Here is a 24,031-nt window from a genome sequence, read left to right on the forward strand (position 1 = left end):
CTCACCCTGCCGCCTGGCCGGGGGTCAGCGGAGGTTGTAGGAGTTGGTGAGGGTCTGGGTGATGGCGTTGTTGTCGGTGTCGGTGGAGTGGATCCGCAGGGAGACGGACTGGCCCTTGTGGGGGTGGGTGTAGGTGGCCTGGTAGCGGCCGTTGTGGAGGTTGCGGATCGAGGTGGGCTGCCAGGTGGCGCCTTCGTCGGTGGAGATTTCGACGGTCAGGGAGCGGATCGGGCCTGCGGTGGCGCCGGGCTGGTGGCCGACCGACAGGTTGAGCGAGACGCGCTGACCGAGGCGTGCGGTGTTCGCGAGATCGAGGGCGGTGTGGCCGGGGCGCGCGTCGGTGACGTCGGTGTAGTCGACGTCGAGCAGCGGTAGGACCTTGCTGCCCGCTGCGACGGTTGTCGAGCCGAACGTCCACTCGGTGTGGGCGTTGGTCGTCAGTCCGACGACACTGCGGTTGTTGGCCACGTCGGACACGAGCCGATAGCGGCTGGAGGTTGCCGGGACCGGCACGTTGCCGACCGTGAAGCCGCTGTTGTAGACCTCGGCGTCGTCGGCGTACAGCGTGGTGTTCACCGAGGTGCCAGGCAGCGACCGCGCCCAGTTCCCGGCGGCGTCGGTGAACGGCGCGTAGTCGAAGTCGATGACGTCGCCCCGCCGGTTGGTCGTGCCCTGGCTGTCGTTCCGGGCGCCGGCTGCGACCCCGGGTGAGTACGGCGCCTTGAGAAACTCCAGATCGGCGTGCTCACCCGGGCGGTACGTCGGGAACTCTCGCGGCCGGACCAGGGTCTTCTTGGCGTAGAACTCCCAGGCCGTCGTCGCCTTCACGTCCCGGTCGGCCGTCACGTACTGGGTCCGCGTGTAACCGGTCGTCGGAACCCAGTCCCCGACAGGCGACGTGGAACAGCCGCAGGACGCGTCCGAGTGCTGGTTCAGGACCCAGCCGGCTCCCGCTTCGCCGGTCCCGGAGGAATAGATCCGGGTCGTGACCGTCGCCAGATCGGACGAGCGGTAGGACAGATCGCGCGCGACCTGGCCCTTCTCGACGAAGCTCACGTCGTAGGCGTACGGCGAACGCGGTGTCTCGGTCAGCTCCATCCAAGTCCACGGGCTGCGGGCTTCGGACCGCAACTCGAGACCGTCGGACCGCGACAGCGCCATCGTCACGACACCGGGACCGTAGAGGTGCCGAACCAGGTCTGCGTTCTGCACGGGATAGACGGCAACAGCAACTGCTCCGGCGTCGGTCAACTGCTGGACCACCTCATCGACCGACCGGTCTCCGGGCTGCTGGACCAGCGCCACCGCCCCGGCCACCTGCTTCGGTTGGGCGTCGGCGTCGACCAGCCGGTACCGACGCTTCCCGTCGGTGAGTGGACCTCCGGCGTACGACGCGCTCACCCGCCCTCCACCGGACCGCGCCTGTAGCAGCGGCACGCCGGAGTCCCACGTCGTCATGACCGAGAAGCCCGCATCCGTGACCCGCTCGGTCGGTGACATGGACAGCCGCAGCGGCGTGCCCGTGGTCATGTCGGTCGCCCACTCGTCGTAGATCGCGTGAGTGTCGCCCGGATCGCCCCGGTTCCACCGCACCGAGACGGAGTGCGGTGCCGACGGCTTCGAGGTCGTCAGAGTCATCGGCCTCGCCGTGCGGGCATCGAGGGTGACGGTGTAGTTCGGCGCGTGGGCGGACATCTTGGGCAGTCCGACGATGCTGATCTCTGACGTCGTGTCGCCGGAGCCGTCAGGTGTGGTGATGAGGCCGAAGACGTTGTAGTTGCCCTCAGGCAGCCGCAGCGTCCACTCCTTCTGGTTCGGTGAGAACAGCAGCTCCTCCGCGTAGTACCGTCCGTCGGTCTCCTGGTACGGCGCGATGCGGGCCCGGCCGCTCGCCGGCTTGCCGTTCCGGTCGAGCATGCGGATGGTCACGTCGACCGTGTCGTCCTGTTTGACGAAGCCGACGGTCGTTGCGAGCTCTACGCCGGGACCGGTCGCGGTGACCCGTCCGCTGTACTCGTCGGCCTCCAGTGCGGTCGCATCCAGCGTCAGCGTGACGTCGGCCGATGCGCCCGCCGCGATGGTGGTCGTGGCCGGTGTGACGGTCACGCCGGCCAGGTCGGTGGCCAGATCGAGGGTCACCGCAGTCTCGGAGTGGTTCTGATAGGTCAGCGTCTTCTGCTGCCGCAGTTGGTCGGCGCGGTAGGGCCGAGTGATGTGCCCGAAGCTCACCACGCCTTGGTCGACACTGACCTGCTGGGCGGTGGCCCGAGCGAGGTCGACCGCTCCTGCGCCGACGGTGAAGGCCGTGCTGCGCTCGACCGGATCGGCACTGGAGGCAAGGGTTGCCTTGAGCAAGCCCGGCGACCACTCCGAGTGCTCCTGGTGAAGGACGGCAGCCGCACCGGCGGCGTACGCAGCAGAGGCAGAGGTGCTGACAGCAGACGCGTAACCGCCACCCGGGTAGGCGCCGATGACGCCGAATGCGGGTGCGACGAGCTCAGGCTTGATGGCCCCGCGGTCCGCCATGACGCCGTGCCTCGCCTGGTCCCACCAGTTGCCACGATTGGTGCCGCCGACAGTGAGGGCGGCTGGAGCCGCACCGGGTGCGACCACGTTCGTCGTACCTGGTTCGGCATAGCTTTTGGAGCTCGTCGGTACGACGAACAGGGCGTCGGACTCCCGGCCGAGGTCGTCGACCGCCTGGGTCAGCGGATCCTCGCCACGGGTGATGCTGCCGGCGACGTTGACGTCGATGACGTCGGCCCCCGAGTCCACTGCCGACTGCAACCCGGCGATGGCCCAGGACTCGTAACCGGCACCGGTGTCGTCGAAGACCTTGCCGACCGCGAGGTGAGCGCCCGGGGCGGCGCCGGCGTACTGTCCGTCGGACGCGGCGCCGCTGCCGGCAGCGAGCGACGCGGAGTGTGTGCCACTGCCGAACCGATCGGTGGTGTCGTTGCCGCCGGTGAAGTCGCGGGTCAGAGCGATCCGGCCGGCGAAGTCCGGGTGAGACGCGTCGATGCCGGTGTCCAGGACCGCGATCAGGGAACCCGTTCCGTCGTACGCGCTGGTGGTCTTCGTCGCAGCAGAGTCCTTGGTGCCTTTGGTGAGCTGCGTGCCGACCGGCCGCGTGCGGGCATCCAGCCACACCTTCTCGACGTCGGGCCGCTTCTGGATGTCGGCGAGGAAGCCGGTCTTGGCGTCCTTCGGCTGGCTGACGGCCTTGAAGGTCGCGCCGGTGCGGTACGAGACGATCAGCGGAAGCGTGCTCCGGTCGTTGTCGCCGTACCCCTGGCGCACGAGGGCGCTGACGTCGAAGAGCCGCCGGTCGAGTTTGCCGGCGGCCATCAGGTCCAGCGCCGAGGCCGGCTCGACGTACACGTCGCCGTCCTGGAGATAGATGTGGGTGCCGGCGTTGGAGCTGCCGGGCGTGGTGGTGACGACGGTGGCTTGCTGCTTACCGTCTGCCAGGGTGTCGAGCCGTACGACGTCACCGGTCACGAGTGTGACCAGGTCAGTCCTGGTGACCGCGGCTGACTGTTCGTGCGCGGCGGTTGGCGCGGTCGCGGCGCTGCCGGTTGCTGTCACTGGTGCGAGGGCCAGCGATCCGGCGAGGGCGACGGCGGGAAGTAGTCGTGGGAGCACGCTTTGGAACGTAAGGAGCCCGGAGGGATACCGGCAATCGATCCGGCTGGCGAGAACTCGTCATGACGGGAGTCGGTCGCCGATGCAGGGCGGCAGGGTGACGGTGGTTGTGGTCACCCTGCCGCGCTGGGTCCGGGGGTGGCTGCGCCGGGGTACGGCGCAGGGGTGGTCACGCCGCCGGGGGCTTGCTGTTGTTGTCGTCGTAGATGCGGGAGGCGATGTCGGCCTCGGGGGAGTTGGGCTGGTTCACGGACTGCTGGACGTTCTGCCAGACCGCCTTGCCGTCGGCCTCGGGGATCACGATCCACGCGACCGCGTAGCCGAGCAGCGCGGTGCCGCCGGTGATCAGGGTCAGGCCGACGATGGCGAGGCGGACCAGGGTCACGTCGATGTTGAAGTACTCCGCGAGCCCGCCGGAGACACCCGACAGCATCCGCTGGGACTTGGACCGGCGGAGGACCTTGCCGGAGAGGTTCTGGAACGGTGCGTTGGAGTTCGTCATGGCTCTACTCTCCCGCCCGGAGGCGGTCCGCCACATCAGGATCGGTACCGACCCGACCCCTGGCCTGACCCCGGTGTCCCTGACCCGGCGGCCCTTACCACTTTCGGCCCGGATCAGCGGACCTTCGGACTGTCGGTGGCCGCATTTACCGTCGGGGGATGGACGCGCAGACGGTGCTGAAGGTGATGCAGGGGTTGCCGGGGGCGGAGGAGCATGAGGGCTGGGCCGGCCAGCCGGCCTTCAAGGTCCGCAAGAAGGGTTTCGCCTACATGTCCGAGGACGAGAGCAGGCTGATGCTCAAGGCGCTCCGCGAGGAGCAACAGGCGCTGGTCGCGGAGAACCCAGAGGTCTACTCACCTTCCTGGGAGGGCGGCCGGTTCGCCTGGCTGGAGATCGACCTGGCCGCCGCTGACGACGACGAGGTGCAGGAGTTGATCACCGAGGCCTGGCGCCTGACCGCACCGAAGTTCCTGGTCGCCCAACTCGAGTCCAAGGTCTAGTCGACTCGAGTCCAGGGTCTAGTCGAGGAGCTTGCGGACCAGGACCCACTGCGGGCTGGTGCGGCTGACCTCGGTGAAGCCGGCGTCCAGGAAGACGGACAGCGGGCCGCGGTAGAGATCCGCTGACGGAGTGCGGCCGGCCAGTGTGGTGTCGACCGCGCAGCCCTCCACGGACGGAGCGGCGTACTCGCGGGCCATGGCGACGGCGCCGGCCGCCAGTTCACCCGCAACGCCCTTCCGGCGCTTCCCGACCGGTACGACGAAGCAGGTGATCACCCACGAGTCGGGGTGATCCGTCCGCCAGTGGGGTGAGGCCAGGACCCGTGGGTACGACGTACGTGGGGCGACCGCGCACCAGCCGATCGGCGTATCGCCGTCGTACGCAAGGACGCCGGGTGGTCGCTCACCGTGACATACCTGGGAGCGCAAGCCCTGGCGGTTCTCGTCCGGGGTGGCGTCGGACCAGGCACGGCCGCGGAGGCGGAAATACTGGCACAGGCAGCGCGACGGATCGCCGCGCTCACCCATCACCGTTGCCACGTCCCGCCACGAGTCCGGACCCGCCGGTCGCACCTCCACCATGCGCTTACGGTAGCGAGGGGCTGGCTTGCACTCGTTTGGGGCGAGTGCTAATACTTGGTTAGCACTCCATGGGTGAGAGTGATAATGCTCGTGCTCGTGGAGTGGGACAGAAGACGGCCTCGATGAGGTGCTGGGACTGTGGCGGGACGTGACCGCCACGCTGCCGGTGCCGTCCGTCGCGGGCATCCGGCCGGCTGAACCACCAAGACTCGACGCGGGAGGACTCGCGGAGAATGCCCAAGCTGATTTCTTTCAACGAAGAGGCGCGCCGCGGCCTCGAGCGGGGTATGAACACCCTCGCCGATGCCGTCAAGGTGACGCTTGGCCCGAAGGGCCGCAACGTCGTCCTGGAGAAGAAGTGGGGCGCCCCCACGATCACCAACGACGGTGTCTCCATCGCCAAGGAGATCGAGCTCGAGGACCCGTACGAGAAGATCGGGGCCGAGCTCGTCAAGGAAGTTGCCAAGAAGACCGACGACGTCGCGGGTGACGGCACTACCACCGCCACCGTGCTGGCTCAGGCTCTCGTCCGCGAGGGACTGCGCAACGTCGCCGCCGGCGCCAACCCGATGGGCCTGAAGAAGGGCATCGAGAAGGCGACCGAGGCGGTCAGCGAGCAGCTGCTCAAGCTGGCCAAGGACGTCGAGACCCGCGAGCAGATCGCGTCGACCGCGTCCATCTCGGCCGCTGACAACCAGGTCGGCCAGATCATCGCCGAGGCGATGGACAAGGTCGGCAAGGAAGGCGTCATCACCGTCGAGGAGAGCAACACCTTCGGCCTCGAGCTCGAGCTCACCGAGGGTATGCGCTTCGACAAGGGCTACATCTCGCCGTACTTCGTGACTGACACGGAGCGGATGGAAGCGGTCCTGGACGACCCGTACATCCTGATCGTCAACAGCAAGATCTCGAGCATCAAGGACCTGGTCCCGGTGCTGGAGAAGGTCATGCAGACCGGCAAGGCCCTGGCCATCATCGCCGAGGACATCGAGGGCGAGGCGCTGGCCACCCTGGTCGTCAACAAGATCAAGGGCACCTTCAAGGCCGTCGCCGTCAAGGCGCCGGGCTTCGGTGACCGCCGCAAGGCCATGCTGGTCGACATCGCCGTCCTCACCGGCGGCGAGGTCATCTCGGAGGAGGTCGGCCTCAAGCTGGATTCCGTCGACCTGGAGCTGCTCGGCCAGGCCCGCAAGATCGTCGTCACCAAGGACGAGACGACCATCGTCGAGGGCGAGGGTGACGCCGACCAGATCTCCGGCCGGGTGAACCAGATCCGCGCCGAGATCGAGAAGTCGGACTCCGACTACGACCGCGAGAAGCTGCAGGAGCGGCTGGCCAAGCTGGCCGGTGGCGTCGCGGTGATCAAGGTCGGCGCGGCCACCGAGGTCGAGCTGAAGGAGCGCAAGCACCGCATCGAGGACGCCGTTCGCAACGCGAAGGCGGCCGTCGAGGAGGGCATCGTCGCCGGTGGCGGCGTGGCTCTGCTGCAGGCGTCCGTGGCGGCGTTCGAGAAGCTGGAGCTCGAGGGTGACGAGGCGACCGGAGCGCAGATCGTGCGCCACGCCGTCGAGGCGCCGCTGAAGCAGATCGCGATCAACGCCGGCCTCGAGGGCGGCGTTGTGGTGGAGAAGGTCCGCAACCTCCCGACCGGACACGGCCTGAACGCCGCGACCGGCGAGTACGTCGACCTGATCGCGACCGGCATCATCGACCCGGCCAAGGTGACTCGCTCGGCGCTGCAGAACGCGGCGTCGATCGCGGCCCTGTTCCTCACCACCGAGGCCGTCATCGCCGACAAGCCGGAGAAGGCCTCGGCCGCTCCGGGTGGCGCGCCCGACATGGGCGGCATGGACTTCTGAGCTAGGAAGTCCGACGGCATATAAGCAGGACAAAAGCGGTCCCGGGTCCCCACCCGGGACCGCTTTCCGTTGTCGGTGGGGAGTTGTGTGTCAGGTGCCGGTGATCAGGTGGGTGGCGAGGACGGGGGAGAAGGTGCCGAGGGGGACGGTCGGGGTGAGTCCGCAGGGCCCGTCGGAGGTTCCGGGTGTGGTGAGCCAGAGCAGCAGGTCGGCGGGTGTGCCGGTTGTGGGGGCGGACTGGTTCGGTGCGGCGCCAACCTGCGACGGGGCGCCCAGCTTTCGGCCGGTGGGGTTGCACCAGGTGCCGTTGGAGCCGTTGCCGTTGCGGCTGGTGTCGATGACGAACTCACCGGCGCCGCCAAGCGCCGCCTTGATAGCGGTGCCCCTCGCCGCGGATTCCTCGGTCGTGTAGTAGTTCGACGTGTTCAGCGCGAAGCCGCGGATCTTGCCGATGTCGACCAGCCGCAGCCGCCGTGCCATCTCCTTGGTCTCGAGCGTGGTCGCCGTACCGGCGTCCATGTAGGCCCAGGTGTTCGGGTTCTTCGTCGCGAACTGGTTGGCGGCGTACTTGAGCAGCGCGGTCCGCGCCGGCCGGTCCTTCGCCGGCAGACAGTCGAGCCGTGCCAGCGCGTCAGGCTCGATCACCACGATCGCCGGCCGGGCACCGATCCCGTCGGAGAACTGGCTGATCCAGGTCCGGTACGCCGATGGCGACTCGGCCCCACCACTCCAGTGACCACCGCAGTCGCGGCCCGGGATGTTGCCCGCGACAAGCACTGGCAGCATGTCCAGCTTGTCGGCGGCTGCGGTGTACGCCGTCACGGCCTGCTTGAGGTCACCACTCGTACGACCGAACCACCGCGCACCCGCCTGGTCCGCGATGTTGGTCTTGATCTCGGTCGCACCCGGGTGCCGCCGTACGTAGCGGGCCGCGCTGGAATCCGGATCGACGTAGAAACCGGTGGTCAGCTTCAGTGGGTTGTCGGTCGCAACGGCCAGCCCGGGTGCGGGCCGGCCGCCGGCGACCAGTCCGACGGCGAGCACGCCGATCACGACCGTGCGCAGGGTCGACATCGTTGATGAGTCCTTCCGTCAAGGGCGGGATGGTTACTCAATGTGTCGACGACACTACCGTCGGAGGTGGGACTAGCTCTCTTCGTCGACCTCGCAGAACGACGCGTAGTGGTCGGCGGTGTAGTAGACATGCGCGGGGTCGGTGGTCGCGCCGCCGCCGATCAGCCGGCGCGCGCCGCGGTCGGGCGATCCAGGCGTCTTGACGGTGTACTCGTGGTAGTAGCCGGTCGACTCGTCCGGCAGGATGCCCTCCCGGTTCTGGAACACGGTGCCGTCCTGGGAGTACGGGAACGGCCCACCGGAGTAGATGAGTTCGAGCGTGTCGGAGGCCTGCGAAGGCAACGAGCTGAGCGCACAGTCCGCAATGGCGGCGACGGACTGCGCAGGGACGGTCTGGGAGTGCGTCGGTACGGCGTACGCCGTGGAGCCGAGGGTGGTCGCGGTGACGAGGGTGAGGGCGGCGATGAGGGTTCTCATGCCCGGACGCTTCCCTGCTCAGGCGACCGCGGTACATCCCAACTGTGAATAACAGTTGGACTATGACCCCGTACAGGCTCTAGTGTCTGGCCCGGCGAGAGTACATTCCGGAGCGGAAGGAGCGACCGATGAGCACACTGACTTGTTTCCCGGCGCGACCGATCCGCTCGCACAGCTCGCACTGAGCGGAAGCGCGCCTCCTGCTGGAGGATCTGTGACCATCCGCACCATCGTCGAGGCCGACCTCGACACCATCCGCACTCTGATCGAGCAGAAGTCCGTCAACACCGTGACGGCCGAGCGCTACGGCGAGTACGTTGCCGAGGGCATGTATCGCGACGACTGGACCTGGGTCGCCGAGGAGAACGGCGAGATCCAGGCGCTCGCCATCTGGTGGGGCGCGCCCGACGAGGACCACCCGTTCAGCATCGACGGCCTGTACTACGCCGGCGACGGCGACCCGGTGCCGGTCTGGACGGCGCTGATCGAGCAAGCTATCAAGGCGCGGCCGGCCGACGCCGAGCCGCCGGAGTACCACTTCTTCCTGGACAGCGACTGGCAGGACCAGCCCGACGTCGTCGCCGCGCTCGAGCCCCGCTCGCGTGCGGTCGCCGCGCTCGGGCTGACCCAGATCACCGACCGGCTGCGGTACGAGTGGAAGCCGGAGTACGGACTGCCTGAGCGGTCCACCCGAGTGCGGTTCGAACCGGCCGATGACGAGGCGTTCGTCCAGGTGTTCGCCCGCGTCAGTGAGGGCAGCCTGGACGCCGCGACTGCGCGGGAGATCGCCCGGCTCGGGGTCGAGGGCGCGGCCCGCGACGACCTCGCCGTGTACAAGTCGATGCCGGGTGACCGGAGTTGGTGGCGGCTCGCGTACGACCCCGACGGCAAGCTGATCGGGTTCGCGATCCCGTCGGCCAATGCCGGCGGCCCGGTCGTCGGCTACCTGGGTGTGGTGCCCGAGCACCGCGGGCACGGGTACATCGACGACTTGCTTGCCGAGATCACCCACCTGCTGGCCGAGACCGGTGCCGAACACATCCGCGCGGACACCGACTTCGGCAACGTCCCGATGGCCAAGAGCTTCGAACGCTTGGGATACCGGAACTTCGCGGTCCGCAGAGTCCTGTCCTTCCCGGAGGTCTGAGCACTGCCCCTCGGCGCTCCAAACTGGGTGAGCCGAGGGGCAGACGGCCGCCGTTCCGGCCCCTATGCTCCGTGACATGTCAGAGAGCTCCGGTGCCTGCCCGGAGTCGGGGAGGCCCGGCGATGCGTGACGTCGCGCTCGTCCTGCACGTCGTCGCGGGAGTGGTGGCGGTGGTGTTCGGACCGCTCGCGATCGTGCTCACGTTGCGGCGGCACGGGCTGACCTGGGCCGGTGAGGTCTACCACTGGGCGATCGCACTCGTCTGCCTGACTGCCCTCGTGCTGGTGCCGTACGACTGGTCGCAGTTGTGGGTGTTCTGGCCGATCTCGGTCGCGACGTACCTGTTCGTGTACCTCGGCCAGCGGGCCGCCGAAGCACCCGGCGGTCTGTGGTACCGCGGTGTGCTGCGCGGCTACGGCGGTGGCTGGATCGCCTTGTGGACAGCGATTGTGGTGGTGAGCCTGCCGCATCAGGCCTGGTCCTGGGTGATCCCGATCGTGGTCGGCTCCGCCGTCGTCGAATGGCTCTGCTTCAAGCCGTCGCCGGACTGGACCCACGAGGCCCAGCCCGGCAACTAGGGGTCTCAGCGAAGTGGTGTGAAGAAGGATCGCAGGTCGGAGGTCAGGAGGTCGGGGACCTCCATCGCGGCGAAGTGGCCGCCGCGCTCGTACTCGTTCCAGTGCTCGATCTTGCCGGCCGGGTCCGCCAGGCTGCGGATCGCGCTCTCGGCACCGAACACCGCCACTCCGGTCGGAGGCCCGCTGACCTCGTGGCCGCCCCAGCCTTCGGAGTCACCCTGTCCCTGCTGCGCGACCATCGCCTTCCAGGCCCGCATACCGTCGTACACCGCATGCGCCGACGATGCGCCGGAACCGGTGAACCAGTACAGGCTGATGTTGGTCAGCAACTGATCCCGGTCGACCGCCTCGGTCGGCAGTGGGTGGATCGGGTCGGTCCACTCCGCGAACTTCTCCACGATCCAGGCGAGCTGCCCGATCGGCGAGTCGTTCAGCGAATACGCCAGCGTCTGCGGCCGCGTCGACTGCAGCACCAGGTAACCGAAGCCCTCGTCCAGCATCGTGTTGAACCGCTCAGCACGCGCCCGATCCGACTCCGACAACCCGTCCAGCGGCAACGGATCCCCGAACGGGGTACCCGCAGTCACTCCCGCCAGGTGTACGCCGACCACGTGCGCCGGATCCACCATCGCCAGCATCCCCGCCACACCCGATCCGGCATCCGTGCCGTGGGCGGCGTACCGCTCGTACCCGAGCCTGCTCATCAGCTCGGCCCACATCTGCGCCACCCCGAACAGGTTGAATCCACCGGGTCCGAGCGGAGTGGAGAACCCGTAGCCAGGCAGCGACGGTACGACGACGTGGAACGCGTCAGCCGGATCACCGCCGTACGCCGCCGGATCGGTCAGCCGCCCGATCATCTGCTGGAACTCCACCGGCGACCCCGGCCACCCGTGGGTCAGGATCAGCGGCAATGCGTCCGGCGACGCGGACCGCTGGTGGAAGAAGTGGATGCGCTGACCGTTGATCTCGGTCGTGAACTGCGGACTCTCGTTCAGCGCGGCCTCAGCGGCCCGCCAGTCGTAGTCGTTGGCCCAGTACTCGGCCAGCTCCTTCAGGTAGCTGACAGGAACCCCGCGGCTCCAGTCGTCCACCGGCGGCGTCGCGGGCCATCGTGCGTTGGTCAGCCGCGCCTTGAGGTCATCCACCTCCGCCTGCGAAATCTCGATCCGGAAGGGCCTGATGTCCGTGTTCGTCGTCATACCCACACGCTATAAACCATTGCGGCGAGTTCCCTTCCGCAATGGAAGACTTTCTGAAGAGGAAGGTCAGGGGATCAGGACCAGCTTGCCGCGGACGCCTCCTGCTCTCAGCAGGTCAAGGGCAGCGGCGGCTTCGGTGAGGGCGAAGGTCTTGGCGACGGTCGTGGTGATGCGGCCGGCCTCGACGGCGCGCGCGATCTCATCCAGGCGCCGGCCGTCGGGCTCGGCCCGGACGATCGTGGGCTCGATGCCGCGCGCCGGGGTGAATTGACCGCCGGGGACCCAGAACTCCGGGACTGCCGTGACATACCTGCCACCGTCGCGGACAGCGGCGAACGCCGCACGGGCCCGCGGGCCGCCGACGACGTCCAGGGCGGCGTCGGCCGAGGCGGGCGCGGGCGTGGTCGTCGAGTCCGGCGTGAGGACGGTGATTCCCCGAGCGACAGCGAGTTCGGCCGCGAACCGTCCGACCGCACCACGCGCTCCGTTGACCAAGAGCGTCTGGCCGGCTCCGAGATCGAGGAGGTCCAGCGCCTGGTGGGCGGTGAGTGCGGCCAGCGGCAGCGTGGCGGCCTCGACCCAGTCGAGGTTCGCCGGCGCCGCGGCCACGTGGCCTGCCGGGAGCGTCACGTACTCCGCATAGCCGCCGACCTGCGTCCGGGAATGACCGGTGCTCGCGATCACCGCGGCCCCGGCCTCCCAGTCGCCCGCCTCGACCACGCCGGCCACGTCGTACCCGGGGACGAGCGGTAGCCGCAGTTCGTCGTACCAGCGGTAGTTCCCGGCCACCATGCCGAGGTCGGCCTGGTTGACCGCGGCGGCCATGACCTTGATCAGGATCTCGCCGTCAGCCGGTCGCCTCACCGGTAGGGCGTGCGGCCGAAGGGCCGCTCCGGGGCCGACTCGATCGGTCGCCATCACGCGCATCGTCGTCATGTTCCCGACCGTAGGCACTGTCGGGCCGGTCGTCGTTGATCGAGATCAATCGTCGCCGGATCCGGCTCAGGGCCTCGGGTGTGACACCGACGTACGACGCGATCTGGCGCTGGGTCAGCCGGGTCGCGAGGGCGCCGTGGTCGGCCAGGAACTGCCGGTACCGTGCGGTCGCGTCGGTCAGCAGCAGTTCGCTCTGCCGCTGTTCGACGCGAAGGTAGAGCTCCTCGGTGAGCCGGGCGACGAGCCGCTGCCAGCCCGGGTTCGCCGCGACCATCGCGTCGTATCCGGACCGCGGGGCGACCATGAGCTCGGCCGGCTCGAGCGCCTCGATCGTGAGCTGCGAGGCCTCCTTGCGCAGCGCCGCGCTGTAGGCGCAGACAAGCTCGCCCTCCGCACGGAATCCCATCGTCCGCTCGGTCCCCGCCGGGTCGGTGGCATACAGCCGGAAGAGCCCACGCTCGACGAATCCGACCCGGTCGGGCCGGTCGCCGGCCCGGACCATCAGCTCACCGCGTTCGACCCGCGCAGGCCGGAACACCTCGCGACCGCGTGCCGCCTCGGCCGCCGGGAGCTGAGCCAGGAAGCGCTCGAATTCACTCATGCGTTCACAACACCACCCACCCGCCGCACCCGACAAGCCAGGCGAGCACGAGCACCCTCAGGCTTGGCCGGCTTGTTCTTCCGGGGTGGACTTGCGGACGACGAGACGTGTCCAGGCGCCGACGTACACGCGGTCGTCCGGGTTGAGCTCACGTCGCTGCCCAGGGGAGATCGGGTCCTCGGGAAGCGGCCCGGACGCAGGCCCTACGTAGGTCCCGTTCGAGGACTGGAGGTCCTCGACCCACCAACGCTGACCGTCGGTCGTGAGTTGCGCTTGCCGGCGGCTGACGCCGGTGTCGTCTCCGCAGTCGACCTCGGGCGTGATGCCGCGGCTGCGGGATGGGCGGCCGACCAGCACGCTCTTGTCGTTCAGCGGGATCACAACCGGCAGACCGGGCGACGGACACGGGTCGTCGCTCTGCTGTACGGCGTACCAGTCCGGATCGACCCACCGCTCAACGACCCATTCGGCGACCTCGGCAGCCGGTGCCGGGGGCATCGGCGGGACCGGCGCGCCAGGCGCGGACAGGTCGAGTGAGGAGGCAGCGCGCGGCATGGTGCCGGTGGTGAAGTCGTAGCCGCAGCTCTCGCAGAACAAGGCGTCGGTGGCGGCCGGCTCCGAGCAGTTCGGGCAGGACTGGGCGGCCTGAGCGGGCGCAGGCGCCGGCGCGGCGACGGCCGGTGCCGGCACCGAGGCGGCCGCCGGGGTTGCCGCGGTGCCGATCGGCAGGCCGCAGACGTCGCAGTAGTCGCTCGAGGTGGACGGGTGTCCGCTCGGACAGGTGACCGTCGTCATTTCTTCACCCGGGTGGTCTTGGTGGAGGCCGTATCGAGTGCCATCTCGTCGGCCTTCTCGACGGTCCGCTTCAGCCGCACGGTCCCGGCCTCCTGGTCGTCGATGTCGACCACCTTGCGCAGCCGGGTGGTCGCTTCCTCGTTGCCGGTCTGCGCCGCCAATTGGACTGCCCGGCCGAGCTTGGTGGTCGCGGTCTCGGTGTCGCCGGCGGCCTTCGCGGCCAGGCCTTCCTGGATCGCGTCGGCCAGCTCGGTCTGCCCGGTGTAGTGCGCGACCTCGGGGCTGATCCGTGTGGTGAGCGCCTCGTCCGCGGACCACAGCGCCTTGACCAGGCCCTGTGCGACCACGTCGTCACCGATCACCAACTGCACGCGGGCGGCCAACTGCTCCTGCCCGATCCCCTTGGCGGCCAGCCGGATCGCCACGTGGTAGTCACGCGACTCGTCACCCCACGAGCCGGTCGGGTACGACCCGGTGAGCGGATTGATCGCCGTACGGCGTGACGTCAGGTCCTCGACGGTCGGCGCGACCTGCCGGACGAACAGCACCTCGGCACCTTGCGGAGCCCAGACCCGCAGGTCGGCCTGTGCGACACCGCGGCTCATCGCGTTCTGGATCAGCTTGGAGAACTCGGCCGCGAGCTGGTCCGGAGCCGGGATGATGTCGACCGTGCCGAGCAGCGCTTGAGCGATCCGCCGTACCTCGTCGACCTGCCAGGCCACGCCGACACCGCGGGTGTCGCACTGGAACTGGCCGGTGACCGCCTTGATCGTCTCGGTCAGTACCTCGGGCGTCTCGTGCTGGTTCTCGCCGTCGGTGAGCAGGATCGCGTGCTTCTGGGTCAGCGACGGTACGGTCGCGAACAACCGCGACGCGAGTCGCAGCCAGGTGCCCATCGCGGTCCCGCCGTCGGCGTAGAACCGGGCCACCGCGTCCTTGGCCGCCTGCCGGGTGAACTGGTCCATCTTGACCATCACCGGCTCCGGCGACGGCGGGAACGCCAGCTGGGCCCGGTCGTTGCCGGAGATCACCGCGAACCAGACACCGTCGAGGATCTGGTCGAGCGCGGTCTGCGCGGCGAACCCGGCGGCCCGGACGCCGTCGGCGCCCATCGAGCCGGAGGTGTCGACGATGATGATCTCGCCGGCGTCACCGCTGCCGGACTGCCCGGCCGCACCGGCGCCGCTGCAGTTCACCGTGACGATCGCGTGTACGTCGGTTCCGCCGTCGGGCAGGAACTCGTTCTGGTAGACGGTGGCGGAGAACTCTGCCATCTCGGCGTCCTTTCCTTAGATCCGTGCAAGCGCGACGGTGATGTTGTCCTGACCGCCCTGGGCGTTGGCCCAGTCGACCAGGGCGGACGCGGTGGCCAGCGGCTCGCCACCGTGCGCCGCAGCGGTCTGACGTACGAGGTCGGCCAGCGGTGCCGCCTCGGAGCAGTAGTTCCACAACCCGTCCGAGCAGACCAGGATCCAGCCCGGTCCGGCCGGGCGGAGCGTGGTGGTCCGGGGGGTGTGGTCCGGTGCGTCCTTGCCGAGCCAGCGGGTGATCGCGTGTGCGTGCGGTCCGGATTCGGCCTCGGCGCGGGGGATACCGGTCGCGATCAGCTCCGCGGCCCACGAGTCGTCCACGGTCAGTGGCACCGCTTCGTCCTCGTCCGGGAACCAGTACGCGCGGCTGTCCCCGACTGCACCGGCCACCAGCAGACCGTCCTCCAGTACGGCCGCCACGAACGTGCACGACGCCGGGTTCGGACTGTCAGGACTCGTGTTGTCCAGTACGGCGTCATTGGCGGCGTCGGCAGCCGCTTTGAGCCTGGCCACGATCGCATTGCTGTGCGACGACTCGGTGCCGATGCCCTGGGCGTGCCCAGCCACCAGGACCTCGCGTGCGGCGCGTGCTGCGGCCAGACTGGCGACGTCTGAGTCGAGTGACGAGCTCACACCGTCACAGACGACCAGTAGCGCCCGGCTGCCAGGCTCCGCGTCGGCCGCAATGGCCAGTGCGTCCTCGTTGCGGCTGTGCCGGATGCCGCGGTCGCACACTCCGGCCACCCACGGTGCGGGGTGCTCGTCGAAGTGGTCGCGCGGTTTGCTCGCCTTCGTTCCGCAGGTCTCGCAGTAGCCCTCGGCGCCGATCGCACCACCACAGGACCGGCACGGCCCGACCGGCTCGGCCGCAGGGGCGGTGCTGATCTCGACCGTGGGCTCGGTGTCGGTGTCCAAGGCAGGACTGGCGGGGGCGGCCGTCGGGTTGAGCTCGGCGCCGCAGGCCTCGCAGAAGCGATCGGCCTCGGACACTTGCCCGCCACAGCTGGGGCAGACCGTCTGGGTCGTACTCGTCATCGCAACGTCCATCCTCGAACCTCGTTGGCCTGGTCGACCAGGGCGATCCGTTCCGGCCGGCTCTCGGCCTGGTCGGCCAATTGCCGGTAGGTGGCCTCGAGCCCGTCCCGCAGGTCCGGCTCGGTCGCCTCCCGTCCGTCGATCCGCAGTCCTTCCTGCGGACCGGACTGCTGGACCTCGGCCAGCGCGGTCCGGAACACGTCCGCGGCCAGGTTGGCCCGGTCGACCGGGTCGATGGTCAGCGCGTCGATGCTGTCCATCGCCTGAGCGAGCGCGGGCAGGCCACGCCCCGATCCTGCCAGCAGACCGGCTCGCTGGCGACGGGCCCGCACGTACGCGCCGCTGGTTCGCGGCACCAGATCGAGTGCGGCCAGGGCTCCGTCGAGGTCGTTCCGCTGCGTGCGGATGGCGGCCAGACCGAACGCCGAGGGCGCGATGTAGTTGGCGTCCGTGCGGGCGCAGGTGAGGTAGAGGCCCTCGGCAACGTCGTACTCGCCGCTCTGCTCGCAGGCGATCGCCAGCGCCAGCTTCGGCCCGAGCTCACCCGGTACCTGGCCGTAAACGGCGTTGAAAGCCGACTGCGCACCGGGCGCGTCGCCGCGGGCCAGAGCGACCAGTCCGGCCATCCAGACCGCCCGCCACTCCCACGGGTCCTCGGCGAGCAGGTCGGACACCGCGGTGTCGACCATGTCGTAGCGCTCCTCGCCCACCTCGAGCGCCGCCTCCGCAATCTCCAGCAGGATCTGTGCCGACGACTCCGGCGCGTCCACCAGCACTTCGAGCCGCTTGGCGGCGTCCGGAACGCTCACAGTCTTCAGCCAGCCGGCCATCTTGTCGCTGTCGTCCGGCGCCAGCGATGGCAACTGCTGCCAGGGCTCAGCCTGGTCTACCAGCCCTGCCAACTTGTCACCAGGCGTGCCGAACAGCAGCGACGACGCCGAGTGCTGCGCCGCCTTGTCGCCCTGCTTGTCCGCGACGACCTCCCGCAGTACGCCGAGCAGCTGCACGCGGAACTCGTCCGCCGACTGGAACCGGTCCGCCGGGTCCTTCGCACACGCCTTGGCCAGCAGCCGGTACACCGAGTCGTACTTCTGGAACAGCGGTACGTCGTTCACCGGCGGCAACGAATCGACGTACCGCGACTGGTAGCCGCGGAACTCCATCGCCAGCACGCACAACGTCCGGCCGAGCGTGAAGATGTCGGACGCGACCGACGGTCCGACCTCGGCTACCTCGGGGGCCTGGAAACCGACCGTGCCGTAGATCGCCGAGTCGAGGTCGTCGATCCGCCGGACCCCGCCGAGGTCGATCAGCTTGACCGCGTCGCCGACCTGGATGATGTTGTCCGGCTTGAAGTCGCAGTACAGCAGTTCGAGGTCGTGCAGGTACGAGAACGCGGGCAGGATCTCGAGGAGGTACGCGATCGCCTGGTCGATCGGCAGCGCGTCGTACTGCCCGTGGTTCGCGGCCATCCGTTGCTTGAGCAACGTCTTCAGCGAGGTGCCGCCGACGTACTCCATCACGATGTAGCCGGCGCCGTCGTGGGTGACGAAGTTGTAGATCTCGACGATCAGCGGGTGCTCGACGCGGGCCAGGAACTGCTGCTCGGCGATCGCGGCGGCGACCGCGTCCGGGTCCTCGGAGTTGAGCAGGCCCTTCAGCACCACCCACCGGTCGGACACGTTCTTGTCCCGGGCCAGGTAGATCCAGCCGAAGCCGCCGTGCGCCAGGCAGCCGGCCACCTGGTACTGGCCGCCGACCAGGTCACCCGCGTGCAGCTTCGGCGAGAACGAGAACTTGCTGCGGCACGTCGGGCAGAAACCCTCGGTCCGGCCGGGCTGGTCGCCGCGGGCGCGGCCGACCTCATGGCCGCAGCTCGGACAGTTCCGGCGGTCCTCGGGAACCATCGGATTGACCAGGATCGCTTTGCTGGCGTCGATCGCGGGGATCGACGGCACCTGGGTCAGGCCGGCGCCGAGCCGCGCTCCGCGCAGTCGCGTGGACGACGTACCCAGTTTGCGGGTCAGCTTCGAACCGGCCGCGCCCGCGCGGGCCGAGCCGAGCGGGGTTGATGCGAGCCGGTTGGATGCGCGCGAAACCGTTGAAGGGCTGCTGATCGGGTCCGGCATGTCCGGCGTGGTGACGCTAGCGGCTCCGGCAACGGCGGACGGGCTGACCGCACCAGAGGGCGCCGGTGTGCCACAGACGTCGCAGTAGCCGTCCACGAACGTGCCGGTGCAGCCGGGCTGCGTGCAGGCACCGGTCGACGGGCTCGGACCGGTCGATGGACTGGTCGCGGCTGCAGATGCGGGCGAGCCGCACACGTCGCAGTACCCGTCCTGGATGCTCCCGGTGCAGCCGGGCTGCGTACAGGCAATGGTCGTCGTCATTTCGTCCCTCCTGTGGCTTCCAGGTAGGCCTGGTAAGCCGTCACCAGTGCACCCAGCCGGGCCAGCTCCACCGGTTCCGACTCGATCACCGCACGGCCGCGCCGGTACAGCTCGGCGAGATCTTCATTGCCTGGAGCAACACTCGCCGCCTTCACCTGGTACGCGTCCAGCCGGGCGGCCAGCTCGTCCCGACGCTCCAGTACGGCGCCGTACGCCGCCTGTGCCTGACCGAGCGCACGACGTACGGCGTCCAGCCGGGCCAGGTACTTCTCCAGCTCGGACGGCGTGTTCGGCACCGGTCCGAGCGCGGTCACATCAGGTACGGCGAGACGCGGGGCCGGCATGACCGTGGCGACCGCTTTGTCGGCGAGACTCCGCACCGCCTGGCCCTGTGCCTCCAGTTCGCTGCGCAGCGACCGTGCACGCGCGACGTCGGCCGCGCGCTCCTTGCGGGTCGCCGCACCGACGATGAGGTCCCGCTCGCTCCGGGCCAGGTCAATCTCCAGCGGGCCGATCAGCCCGCCGATGTCCGCGCCGCGCTTGTTCCGATCGGCCAGGTCGGTCACCCGGCGATCGAGGTCGTGGTGCTCCGCGATCGCGGCGTTGCGGGTGCCGGCCGGTTCGAGCTTGACGAGGTCGTTGATCCGCTCGACCTGGGCGCGCAACTGCCGCAGCCGGGCGGCCAGGTCGGCGTCACCCGGCTCCAGCGCGAGTTTGGCCCGCAGACTGGACGCCAGCGCATCCGACAACTTACATGCCTCGGGCAATGAAACCGCGAGTGACCCGCCCGCGCCGCCGGTGTCCAGGCCGCCCCAGATCAGGGTGCTGATCCGCTCGGTCTCCTTCGACCCGACCCGGCCGGAGTCCCAGGTGATCAGGATCAGCTCGTACCGATCCGACACCGCCTTCCAGACCGCCATCGCGAGTACGACGTCCGCACTCAGCGCGTCGGACTCGGGGGAGTGCAGCGCGGCCTGGTCGAGCTCATCCAGCTCGGCCTTGCGCCGGTCGCGCCACGTCCCCAGCGCGTCGAGGAACGAGAGCAGCTCCGTCGCCGGAACGCTGCTCCCCATCTTCCCCGGCGGCGCCGGCGCCGAGGCAGTCGGCGTACGAACGGTCATGACAGGCCCTGGGTCCGGCCGTAGATCGGTGCCGGCGGATTCGTCTTGCCCAGCTTGCCGAGCCACTTGGTGTACGAGGTTTGCCAGCGGCCGTCGGCCTTCATGTCCGCCAGCGCCTTGTTCACCAGCCTGACGAACTCGGGGTGCCCCTTCTGGAAGCCGAGACCGTACGGCTCGTCGCTGAACCGCTCCGGGAGAATCTTGGCGTACGGGTCCTGTGCCGCATCGCCGGCCAGCACCGTGTCGTCGCCGGAGATCCCGGCCGCCTTGCCCTGCTGGAACAGCACCAGGCAGCCGGTGTCGGAGTCGGCGGTGATCGGCTTGACCGCGGGGTTCTTGCGCTTCAGGTTGTCCAGACTGGTCGACCCTGCCGGCGCGCAGATCGTCTTGCCGGACAGATCGGCAACGCTCTTCGCCGTCGAGTCGGACTGCACCAGCGTCTTCTGGCCGGAGCGGTAGTACTCGGCAGAGAAGGCGATCTGGTCCCAGCGGGCGCAGTTGATCGTCATGTTCCGGGCGACGATGTCGACCGCACCGTCCATCAGCAACGGGATTCGCTGCGGGCTGGAGATCACCCGCAGTTCGACCTTGTGCGGCTGGCCGGCCGCCGGCGGGCCGAAGATCGCGTCCGCGACCATGTTGATCATGTCGATGTCGAAGCCCTCGATCTGCCCGGTGATCGGGTTCCGCGAGCCGAGGTTCAGGCTGTCCGCGGACACTCCGGCGATCAGGCGGCCGCGTTTCTGGATCTTCTCCAGGATCGTCCCGGCCGGCATCGCGCTTCCGGGTGCGGGCACGTTGGCGTCCGGTGCGTACGACGCCAAGGGATCCTGGCCGTCTGCGCACGGCTTGGGCTCCGCGGGCGGTGCGGCGGTGGTGGCCTTCGGGGCGGGCTCGGCGGGGATCTGAGTGGCGTCGTAGTTGCCGGAGCTGCAGGCGGTCAGGAGGAGAGCGGCCACGACGACGGCCGGGGTGAGTTTCTTCATCGGTACTCCTCCAGTCGCTGCGACATGCCCCACGCGACCAGCAGCGCGGCCGCGATGCCGATCGGCAGGCCGAGCCAGCCGATCGGCGGCAGGCCGTTGCGGGAGTCGGACAGGTTGGACGTGACCGCCGCACTCGTGTTCGTCAGTTCGTCGGCCGAGCCCTGGTCGAATGCCTGGAACGTCTTGACCGAGTTCGTCGGGTCCTTCGACGTACCGATGGCCAGGTCCACGGCGCTGTCCCACTGGCCGGCCGTGTCCCGCTTCCGGACCTCGGCGTGGACAGTCCGGTAGGCGTCCCAGTCGGTGCGGATGCCGTCGGCCGCCGTACCCGAGAGCTTGCTCAGTTGCTCCTCGACCCGGCCGGCCGCGGCCTGGTACGCCTTGTCGAAGGCATCACCCGAGCCGCGGGCGATCAACGTGAGGCTCTCGTTCGAGCGGGCGTCGTACGCCGCGATCCGGGCCCGGGACATCGCCAGGGTGTCGGCGTAGGCATCGGCCTCGGTGTCGGAGGCGTCGCCGGCCGCGGAGGACAGGGCGACGCTGCCGACGATCACGGTCACCAGGACGAGGAGGGCGCCGGCCGCGATCGGCACGTTGATGTAGCGGTGCGTACGCCGGGCCAGCCAGCGGAGCGTGAGGCCGAACACGAGGAGCGTGAGGACGCCGCTCACGAGGACCCAGATGGTGCCGTCGCTGACGGCGCCGAACTCGTCGGCGGTCCGGTCCTCGTTGGCCTGGACCAGCGCCTGGACCAGCGGGAGCGAGTCGTTCTGCAGGACCGCGTTCGCGTCCCTCAGGTACTGCGATCCGATCGGGAGACCCTGGCGGTTGTTCGCCCGCGCCTGCTCGATCAGACCCTGGTACGTCAGCAGCGTCTTGTTGAGCGCGCCGAGCGCCTCCTGGTCCGCGGGTTGCGCGGTGGCAGCCTCGGCGATCAGGCCCGCGGCCGACGCCATCGAGTCGACGAAGTGCTGGCGCTGCGCCGGTGGCTCGAGGCCGCCGACCAGGAAGGCGTTCGTCGCGTCGGCGTTGGCGCTGACCAGGTTGGTGTGGATCTCCTGGATCCGGACGAGTTGGGCGGCGTTCTCCTCGGCGCGCTTCAGGGCACCGTCGGACTGACGGAACCCCTGCGCCGCGCACAGGCCGAAGACGACGCTCATGACCGCGGCCAGGATCAAGATGGCGCGCATCCGGCCGGGCGTGCCGTCGAACCACCGGGCGATCGCGTTCCGCCGGCTCGCGGTCTGAGAGGCCGGCGGCTGCACAGCCGGCGTACCGGGCTGCTGGGCCGGCGGCGACCAGGTCGCGGGCTGCGGCGCACTCTGTGTCTGGGTCACGCCTCGTCTCCTTGCTCGTCCTGCTCGACCTGCTCAGGTACGTCGGTGTGGTCCTCGGCTTCGTCGCTGAGGTCCTCGGCGAGGATCTGACGCAGTTGGTCCTTGGTAGGTGCCGTCACGTCGCGCAGCCGCCAGGCATGCCGGCCGATCGCGGCCTCCAGCACGTTCCGGGCGAACCGCCCGTTGCCGAACGAGCGATCCCGCGGCGTGCCGGCCAGGATCTCCCGGAACCGTTCGAGTGCTTCCGGCACCAACTCGTAGTCGGCGCCCTCCGACAGCCCGGTCAGGATGTCGGTCAGCTCGTCGTCGCTGTAGTCGTCGAATGCGATCGTGGTCCGGAACCGGCTGGCCAGTCCAGGGTTCGCGGCGATGAAGGTCTCCATCGGCTCGGGGTATCCGGCAACGATCACGACCAGGTCGTCGCGCCGGTCCTCCATCTCCTTGACCAACGTGTCGACCGCCTCACGCCCGTACTGATCGGCGCCGGTGTCTCCTGCGGTCAGGCTGTACGCCTCGTCGATGAAGAGCACCCCGCCGGCCGCGGACGCGACCACCTCGGCGGTCTTCGTCGCGGTCTGGCCTAGGTACCCGGCGACCAGCTCGGACCGGTCGACCTCGACCAGCTGCCCTTTCGACAGCAGGCCCAGCGCCTTGTAGATCCCGCTCACCAGCCGCGCCACCGTGGTCTTGCCCGTCCCAGGGTTGCCGACGAACACCAGATGCCGCGTGATGGTCGGACTCTTCAGTCCTGCCTCGGTCCGCAGCTTCTCCACCCGCAGTACGGCGACCTGCCGGTGCACCTCCCGCTTGACCCGCTCCAGACCGGTCAACTCGTCCAGCTCAGCCAGCAACTCTTCCACTGTCTTCGGCGGCTCGGCCTCCTCCACAGCCGGCTGCGTCGCCGTCTGCGCAGTCGCCTGTGCCTGGCCCGCGGTGGGCGACACCGGATTGCCGGTCGGCGCCGTGCCAACCTGCGGCGGTCGGGCACCAGCAGCCTGCAGCTGTGCTGCCGCCGCGACCGAGGCGTTGCCCACGACCCGCATCGTCGGCTCGCCCAGCGTGCACGCCGCTGATGCCACCTCCGCGAGTGCCTTCGCGTAGGCGACCTTCTCTGCCGAGCCGTCGGCGATCAGCTCGCTCAGCGCGCCGGTCGGCGCACCGCGCCAGCGACGACCGCGGACGGCGGCGTCGAAGAAGTCCTGCGTCGTCGCGCCTTCGACCACCTTGCCCCAGTCAGCCGGTGCGCCCGGCGCCGACTCGGCCAGCGCGGCCGCGAGCGACAGCGCCTCGGAGCGGGCGCGGTCCTCGGCGACACCGGCCCGGCCGGCCACGGTCAGCAGCTCGGTCAGCGCCTCGCGGAGTCCCCCCTCGCCGCTCATGCCTCTCCTCGTCCGGATGGTGGTTGTAGTGGTCCGGTGATGTCAGGTGGCGGGGTCGAGGCCGTCGGACCGAGGGCCAGGCCGCCGCCGGTGGAGCCGGTGCCGAACTTCTCCTGCAGGAACCGGCCATGGGCGATCAGCGCCGCCGCGTCGGCCCGGTTCACCGCGTCGAACACCTTGTCCATCGTTGCGCCCAGGAGGTCCAACTGGTCGATCAGGATCATCAGCGACGTCTTGCCGCGGTCCACCGGCCGCGTGTCCGCCCACTGCCGTGGCAGTCGTAGGTAGCCGCCGATCGCCTCCGGCAGGTAGTCCGTCGCGGTCGCCATCACGGAGTACGCCTGGGCGCTCCCGCCGAGGTTCCCCAGCCGCGGGATCGTCTCCCGCACCACTCGGACCACCCGTCCGACCCGCGACGCGACCACAGCTGGTACGGCGCCGTCCGCAACCAACTGCTCGACGCGGACCAGCGCCGCCAGCAGGTCGTCGTTCGTCGGTGCGCGGGGGGTCGGGGCAGGCTCGGGCTCCTGCTTGCGGCCGGTCAGCCGCGCCAAGAAGTCACCGAGCGCCATGCA

The 24,031-nt window shown here is 69.4% G+C and carries 21 protein-coding genes; 4 read left to right on the forward strand and 17 right to left on the reverse strand.

Annotated features, from left to right (window positions below; translation table 11 throughout):
• Positions 1-24: 24 nt before the first annotated feature.
• Positions 25-3,645, reverse strand: a complete 3,621-nt coding sequence (locus tag OG817_RS43800) for a S8 family serine peptidase (protein WP_406051007.1) — start codon at positions 3,643-3,645, stop codon at positions 25-27.
• 169 nt (positions 3,646-3,814) lie between these two features.
• On the reverse strand, positions 3,815-4,147 hold the full coding sequence (locus OG817_RS43805; protein ID WP_396392213.1) for a PspC domain-containing protein: 333 nt from the start codon (positions 4,145-4,147) through the stop codon (positions 3,815-3,817).
• A gap of 158 nt (positions 4,148-4,305) precedes the next feature.
• Here OG817_RS43805 and OG817_RS43810 point away from each other — a divergent pair, with 158 nt between their 5' ends.
• Positions 4,306-4,647 carry an MmcQ/YjbR family DNA-binding protein gene (locus OG817_RS43810; protein ID WP_396392212.1) on the forward strand — a complete coding sequence of 114 codons (342 nt, stop codon included), beginning with the start codon at positions 4,306-4,308 and terminating at the stop codon, positions 4,645-4,647.
• Between the two features lie 18 nt (positions 4,648-4,665).
• On the opposite strand, the gene OG817_RS43815 is transcribed toward OG817_RS43810, so the two are convergent.
• Positions 4,666-5,229: a GNAT family N-acetyltransferase gene (locus OG817_RS43815; protein WP_406051009.1), complete on the reverse strand. Its 564-nt coding sequence runs from the start codon at positions 5,227-5,229 to the stop codon at positions 4,666-4,668.
• 233 nt (positions 5,230-5,462) lie between these two features.
• On the opposite strand from OG817_RS43815, the gene groL reads away from it, so the two are divergent.
• Entirely contained in the window at positions 5,463-7,088 is a 1,626-nt protein-coding gene (gene groL / locus OG817_RS43820; protein WP_360444828.1) for a chaperonin GroEL, read from the forward strand.
• A 90-nt stretch (positions 7,089-7,178) separates the two neighbouring features.
• On the opposite strand, the gene OG817_RS43825 is transcribed toward groL, so the two are convergent.
• Both OG817_RS43825 and OG817_RS43830 read right to left on the reverse strand, forming a co-directional pair.
• Positions 7,179-8,162: a glycoside hydrolase family 6 protein gene (locus tag OG817_RS43825; RefSeq protein ID WP_406051011.1), complete on the reverse strand. Its 984-nt coding sequence runs from the start codon at positions 8,160-8,162 to the stop codon at positions 7,179-7,181.
• Positions 8,163-8,234: 72 nt separating this feature from the next.
• Positions 8,235-8,639, reverse strand: a complete 405-nt coding sequence (locus tag OG817_RS43830; protein ID WP_406051013.1) for a ribonuclease domain-containing protein — start codon at positions 8,637-8,639, stop codon at positions 8,235-8,237.
• A 214-nt stretch (positions 8,640-8,853) separates the two neighbouring features.
• On the opposite strand from OG817_RS43830, the gene OG817_RS43835 reads away from it, so the two are divergent.
• Together OG817_RS43835 and OG817_RS43840 are read left to right on the forward strand one after the other, a co-directional pair.
• On the forward strand, positions 8,854-9,786 hold the full coding sequence (locus OG817_RS43835) for a GNAT family N-acetyltransferase (protein ID WP_406051014.1): 933 nt from the start codon (positions 8,854-8,856) through the stop codon (positions 9,784-9,786).
• 122 nt (positions 9,787-9,908) lie between these two features.
• The gene (locus OG817_RS43840; RefSeq protein ID WP_406051016.1) at positions 9,909-10,364 is read left to right on the forward strand and encodes a hypothetical protein; all 456 of its coding nucleotides are present in this window, start codon (positions 9,909-9,911) and stop codon (positions 10,362-10,364) included.
• 5 nt (positions 10,365-10,369) lie between these two features.
• Here the strand turns inward: OG817_RS43840 and OG817_RS43845 are convergent, their stop codons facing one another.
• The 12 genes from OG817_RS43845 to OG817_RS43900 form a co-directional block, all read right to left on the reverse strand.
• On the reverse strand, positions 10,370-11,566 hold the full coding sequence (locus OG817_RS43845; protein ID WP_406051018.1) for an epoxide hydrolase family protein: 1,197 nt from the start codon (positions 11,564-11,566) through the stop codon (positions 10,370-10,372).
• 66 nt (positions 11,567-11,632) lie between these two features.
• Entirely contained in the window at positions 11,633-12,502 is an 870-nt protein-coding gene (locus OG817_RS43850; RefSeq protein ID WP_406051019.1) for an NADP-dependent oxidoreductase, read from the reverse strand.
• Positions 12,414-13,103: a Crp/Fnr family transcriptional regulator gene (locus tag OG817_RS43855; RefSeq protein ID WP_406051020.1), complete on the reverse strand. Its 690-nt coding sequence runs from the start codon at positions 13,101-13,103 to the stop codon at positions 12,414-12,416. Before OG817_RS43855 ends, OG817_RS43850 begins: the two co-directional genes overlap by 89 nt.
• Before the next feature lie 57 nt (positions 13,104-13,160).
• Positions 13,161-13,898: an FHA domain-containing protein gene (locus tag OG817_RS43860; protein ID WP_406051021.1), complete on the reverse strand. Its 738-nt coding sequence runs from the start codon at positions 13,896-13,898 to the stop codon at positions 13,161-13,163.
• Entirely contained in the window at positions 13,895-15,172 is a 1,278-nt protein-coding gene (locus tag OG817_RS43865; protein WP_396392203.1) for a VWA domain-containing protein, read from the reverse strand. Before OG817_RS43865 ends, OG817_RS43860 begins: the two co-directional genes overlap by 4 nt.
• Positions 15,173-15,187: 15 nt before the next feature.
• Positions 15,188-16,255 carry a protein phosphatase 2C domain-containing protein gene (locus OG817_RS43870; RefSeq protein ID WP_396392202.1) on the reverse strand — a complete coding sequence of 356 codons (1,068 nt, stop codon included), beginning with the start codon at positions 16,253-16,255 and terminating at the stop codon, positions 15,188-15,190.
• Positions 16,240-18,633 carry a tetratricopeptide repeat protein gene (locus OG817_RS43875; protein ID WP_406051022.1) on the reverse strand — a complete coding sequence of 798 codons (2,394 nt, stop codon included), beginning with the start codon at positions 18,631-18,633 and terminating at the stop codon, positions 16,240-16,242. Before OG817_RS43875 ends, OG817_RS43870 begins: the two co-directional genes overlap by 16 nt.
• Positions 18,630-19,754, reverse strand: a complete 1,125-nt coding sequence (locus OG817_RS43880) for a hypothetical protein (RefSeq protein WP_406051023.1) — start codon at positions 19,752-19,754, stop codon at positions 18,630-18,632. Before OG817_RS43880 ends, OG817_RS43875 begins: the two co-directional genes overlap by 4 nt.
• Positions 19,751-20,740 carry a transporter substrate-binding domain-containing protein gene (locus OG817_RS43885; RefSeq protein ID WP_406051024.1) on the reverse strand — a complete coding sequence of 330 codons (990 nt, stop codon included), beginning with the start codon at positions 20,738-20,740 and terminating at the stop codon, positions 19,751-19,753. Before OG817_RS43885 ends, OG817_RS43880 begins: the two co-directional genes overlap by 4 nt.
• On the reverse strand, positions 20,737-22,077 hold the full coding sequence (locus tag OG817_RS43890) for a hypothetical protein (RefSeq protein WP_406051025.1): 1,341 nt from the start codon (positions 22,075-22,077) through the stop codon (positions 20,737-20,739). The genes OG817_RS43885 and OG817_RS43890 overlap by 4 nt, the downstream gene beginning before the upstream one ends.
• Positions 22,074-23,456 carry an AAA family ATPase gene (locus tag OG817_RS43895; protein WP_406051027.1) on the reverse strand — a complete coding sequence of 461 codons (1,383 nt, stop codon included), beginning with the start codon at positions 23,454-23,456 and terminating at the stop codon, positions 22,074-22,076. The genes OG817_RS43890 and OG817_RS43895 overlap by 4 nt, the downstream gene beginning before the upstream one ends.
• A complete protein-coding gene (locus tag OG817_RS43900) occupies positions 23,453-24,028 on the reverse strand; it encodes a hypothetical protein (protein WP_360444876.1) in 576 nt (191 codons plus the stop codon). Before OG817_RS43900 ends, OG817_RS43895 begins: the two co-directional genes overlap by 4 nt.
• Positions 24,029-24,031: the final 3 nt, after the last annotated feature.

Origin of the sequence: Kribbella sp. NBC_00889, from assembly GCF_045207705.1 — a bacterium.
Classification (GTDB): domain Bacteria; phylum Actinomycetota; class Actinomycetes; order Propionibacteriales; family Kribbellaceae; genus Kribbella.

Excerpts from the sequence above, each read along its gene's own strand:
- OG817_RS43805 (WP_396392213.1), bottom strand. The coding sequence starts at position 4,147 with ATGACGAACTCCAACGCACCGTTCCAGAACCTCTCCGGCAAGGTCCTC.
- OG817_RS43810 (WP_396392212.1), top strand. The coding sequence starts at position 4,306 with ATGGACGCGCAGACGGTGCTGAAGGTGATGCAGGGGTTGCCGGGGGCG.
- OG817_RS43815 (WP_406051009.1), bottom strand. The coding sequence starts at position 5,229 with ATGGTGGAGGTGCGACCGGCGGGTCCGGACTCGTGGCGGGACGTGGCA.
- groL (WP_360444828.1), top strand. The coding sequence starts at position 5,463 with ATGCCCAAGCTGATTTCTTTCAACGAAGAGGCGCGCCGCGGCCTCGAG.
- OG817_RS43825 (WP_406051011.1), bottom strand. The coding sequence starts at position 8,162 with ATGTCGACCCTGCGCACGGTCGTGATCGGCGTGCTCGCCGTCGGACTG.
- OG817_RS43830 (WP_406051013.1), bottom strand. The coding sequence starts at position 8,639 with ATGAGAACCCTCATCGCCGCCCTCACCCTCGTCACCGCGACCACCCTC.
- OG817_RS43840 (WP_406051016.1), top strand. The coding sequence starts at position 9,909 with ATGCGTGACGTCGCGCTCGTCCTGCACGTCGTCGCGGGAGTGGTGGCG.
- OG817_RS43845 (WP_406051018.1), bottom strand. The coding sequence starts at position 11,566 with ATGACGACGAACACGGACATCAGGCCCTTCCGGATCGAGATTTCGCAG.
- OG817_RS43850 (WP_406051019.1), bottom strand. The coding sequence starts at position 12,502 with ATGACGACGATGCGCGTGATGGCGACCGATCGAGTCGGCCCCGGAGCG.
- OG817_RS43855 (WP_406051020.1), bottom strand. The coding sequence starts at position 13,103 with ATGAGTGAATTCGAGCGCTTCCTGGCTCAGCTCCCGGCGGCCGAGGCG.
- OG817_RS43860 (WP_406051021.1), bottom strand. The coding sequence starts at position 13,898 with ATGACGACGGTCACCTGTCCGAGCGGACACCCGTCCACCTCGAGCGAC.
- OG817_RS43865 (WP_396392203.1), bottom strand. The coding sequence starts at position 15,172 with ATGGCAGAGTTCTCCGCCACCGTCTACCAGAACGAGTTCCTGCCCGAC.
- OG817_RS43870 (WP_396392202.1), bottom strand. The coding sequence starts at position 16,255 with ATGGACGTTGCGATGACGAGTACGACCCAGACGGTCTGCCCCAGCTGT.
- OG817_RS43875 (WP_406051022.1), bottom strand. The coding sequence starts at position 18,633 with ATGACGACGACCATTGCCTGTACGCAGCCCGGCTGCACCGGGAGCATC.
- OG817_RS43880 (WP_406051023.1), bottom strand. The coding sequence starts at position 19,754 with ATGACCGTTCGTACGCCGACTGCCTCGGCGCCGGCGCCGCCGGGGAAG.
- OG817_RS43885 (WP_406051024.1), bottom strand. The coding sequence starts at position 20,740 with ATGAAGAAACTCACCCCGGCCGTCGTCGTGGCCGCTCTCCTCCTGACC.
- OG817_RS43895 (WP_406051027.1), bottom strand. The coding sequence starts at position 23,456 with ATGAGCGGCGAGGGGGGACTCCGCGAGGCGCTGACCGAGCTGCTGACC.
- OG817_RS43900 (WP_360444876.1), bottom strand. The coding sequence starts at position 24,028 with ATGGCGCTCGGTGACTTCTTGGCGCGGCTGACCGGCCGCAAGCAGGAG.